Source organism: Waterburya sp., assembly GCF_058530065.1.
This window is the reverse complement of sequence record NZ_JBZNBU010000349.1, coordinates 1-2,643: the sequence shown is the minus strand read 5'-3', so window position 1 is coordinate 2,643 and position 2,643 is coordinate 1. Positions and strand designations below refer to the sequence as shown.

The following is a 2,643-nucleotide window of genomic DNA, read 5'->3' as shown; positions in this document are numbered from 1 at the left end:
TAAGCATCCCTACACAAACATTTAATTATTTATTCTCAATTTAATTAGCCACGGGTTCTGGAGGATTGACCACAGAAGGACGACGGGAAATTACCCGATCGATCAAACCATATTCTTGAGATTCTTCCGCAGACATAAAGAAGTCTCTTTCGGTATCTTCTTCTATTTTGGATAGAGGTTGCCCTGTGTGATCTGCTAGGTGTTGATTGAGTTTTTGCTTGAGATACAAAATTTCTTTGGCTTGAATCTCAATATCTGTTGCTTGTCCTTGCGCCCCTCCTAAAGGTTGGTGAATCATAATCCGAGAGTTGGGCAAACTCATGCGCTTGCCTTTTGTCCCCGCACTGAGCAAAAATGCTCCCATACTGGCAGCCAAACCGATGCAGATCGTACAGACATCGGGGCGAATCTGATTCATGGTGTCAAACATCCCCATCCCCGCAGAAACCGAGCCACCAGGGGAATTAATATAAAGATAAATATCTTTGTCAGGATCTTCTGCTTCTAAAAATAGCAGTTGAGCGACAATCAAGTTTGCCATCTCGTCAGTAACTTGTCCCCGCAGAAAAATAATTCTTTCTCGCAATAAACGGGAGTATATATCAAAGGCGCGATCGCCGCGCCCCGAACTTTCTATAACTGTAGGAATCATGCAGCTATGCCTTATTTTATATTTAATCGGATTGTATGATTGTAGCTAATTTAGGTAGCTTAAGTTAGCCTTGATAGCGGTCGAGGAGTGCCTGTAATCCTCCTTGATAACCAGCCCCAACTGCGTTAATTCGCCACTCACCATCTTTGCGATATAGTTCTGCCATAATGAGAGCAGTTTCAATAGAAAAGTCTTCTGTTAGGTCATAACGAGCTACTTCTTCGCTATTTTCAGCATTTACTACCCGTACGAAAGCATTTTGTACCTGTCCGAAGTTCTGCTGGCGTTTTTCTGCTTCGTGAATGGTCACAGTCATGACAATTTTATTCACTTCCCCAGGCACTTGTTGGAGATTGACTTTAATTACTTCGTCGTCTCCTTCCCCCGCACCCGTGCGGTTATCCCCCATATGCTCGACAGATTTATTGGCATCGGGACTAGCAAGATTGTTATAAAAAATGAAATGATTATCGGAAACTAATTTATCGCTGCTATCTAGGAGAAATACCGAAGCATCAATATCAAAATCGCCCCCCGTATCGGTTATGTTGGTATCCCAACCCAAACCGACAAACACTTGACTCAAACCAGGAGCGACTTTTTCTAAGGATATTCGTTGTCCTTTACTGAGATTTACTGCCATGTCTGATATTCGATCTTAATTATTTCTGAAATCGGTCTACTAGAGCTTGCAAACCACCTTCGTAACCAGCACCAACTGCATTCATGCGCCATTCCCCATCTTTGCGATAAAGCTCTGCCATAATTAGGGCGGTTTCAATCGAAAAGTCTTCGGTTAGATCGTAGCGAATAATTTCTTCTTCATTTTCGCAATTAACGATTCGCACAAAAGCATTACTCACTTGTCCGAAGTTTTGCTGGCGTTTGTCTGCTTCGTGAATGGTGACGGTGATAATTATTTTATCGATGTCGGTAGGCACAGTGGTTAAATTTACATCAATAATTTCGTCGTCTCCCTCTCCTTCACCCGTGCGGTTATCTCCTCGTTGTTGAATGGATTTTTCGGGATCTGGGCTGATTTGATTGTTATAAAAAATAAAATGTTGGTCGGAAAGTAGTTTTTCGTTACTATCGACTAAAAATAGAGAAGCATCAATATCAAAATCGCTGCCCGTATCAGTGACATTGATATCCCAACCCAAGCCAATGAAGATTTGTACTAATCCTGGGGATACTTTTTCTAAAGAAATTCTTTGTCCTTTACTAAGATTTATTGCCATTGGTTTGTTTAAGTAGAACAGCTGTAAGCCTTTATTATTAGGGAAAAATAGTCTGAATTTGCTTTTTTGACTCGATCGCTATTTTAATCAGCATATGTTTTAGACTACTTTTAATTAAAGTAATTATTAACAATTAAGGTAAGAGCTATGATTGGCATCCTCAATAAACCACCACAAACTTATCAAGGACAATTTGGCAAGTACGAAATTACCAAAGACGATCGCCTGGAAGTGCTGATATATCGGGGAGGTTTGGTAATAGCAGCCATTAGTTTTGCGATCGCTAGTAATTTATTTTTTATCCAAGGGGAAGCTGCCATACCTGCCATAACTCCTTTATTTGCTCTATTTACCATCGGCTTAGGAGTTAGCCTCTATTTTATTCATATTTACATGAAACTGTTGCATCGAGTCTTACAAGGCTTTTGGTTAATTGGCACGATCGCTACTATTGCGATCGCAAGCCAAGCAAACGAACCTTTAGCTTTATATATTTATAACCATCCTCTAACTTTGTTGGGTACTGGTTTTACCTTTGCTGCCTTGACGGGCATCTTTTTAAAAGAAGCTTTTTGTTTCAATCGAGCGGAAACTAAAATACTCACTCCCATCGTACCTTTACTATTACTAGGACACATGACGGGAATAATGCCTGTAGAAATGGAGCAAGCTTTGCTGGGTATTTGGTCGTTAGGTTTTAGCGTTTTTGCCATTCGTAAAATGACTCAAGAAATTGACCCTGATATTGGC

The 2,643-nt window shown here is 40.5% G+C and carries 4 protein-coding genes; 1 reads left to right on the top strand and 3 read right to left on the bottom strand.

Annotated features, from left to right (window positions below; genetic code table 11):
• Positions 1 to 40 precede the first annotated feature (40 nt).
• From clpP to AC33VI_RS20870, 3 genes are all read right to left on the bottom strand, one after another.
• Positions 41 to 652 (bottom strand): ATP-dependent Clp endopeptidase proteolytic subunit ClpP, encoded by a 612-nt coding sequence (gene clpP, locus AC33VI_RS20880; RefSeq protein WP_491784193.1) that lies wholly within the window; start codon positions 650 to 652, stop codon positions 41 to 43.
• Positions 653 to 716: 64 nt separating this feature from the next.
• Positions 717 to 1,295: a TerD family protein gene (locus AC33VI_RS20875; RefSeq protein ID WP_491784192.1), complete on the bottom strand. Its 579-nt coding sequence runs from the start codon at positions 1,293 to 1,295 to the stop codon at positions 717 to 719.
• Positions 1,296 to 1,314: 19 nt separating this feature from the next.
• Positions 1,315 to 1,893, bottom strand: coding sequence for a TerD family protein (locus AC33VI_RS20870; protein WP_491784191.1), 579 nt, complete (start codon positions 1,891 to 1,893; stop codon positions 1,315 to 1,317).
• 147 nt (positions 1,894 to 2,040) lie between these two features.
• Between AC33VI_RS20870 and AC33VI_RS20865 the strand changes: the two genes are divergently transcribed.
• Positions 2,041 to 2,643, top strand: a 603-nt coding sequence (locus AC33VI_RS20865) for a DUF2301 domain-containing membrane protein (RefSeq protein WP_491784190.1), incomplete at its 3' end; no start/stop codon positions are given.

Coding starts and splice junctions, on each gene's coding strand:
- clpP (WP_491784193.1), bottom strand. CDS start 652: ATGATTCCTACAGTTATAGAAAGTTCGGGGCGCGGCGATCGCGCCTTT.
- AC33VI_RS20875 (WP_491784192.1), bottom strand. CDS start 1,295: ATGGCAGTAAATCTCAGTAAAGGACAACGAATATCCTTAGAAAAAGTC.
- AC33VI_RS20870 (WP_491784191.1), bottom strand. CDS start 1,893: ATGGCAATAAATCTTAGTAAAGGACAAAGAATTTCTTTAGAAAAAGTA.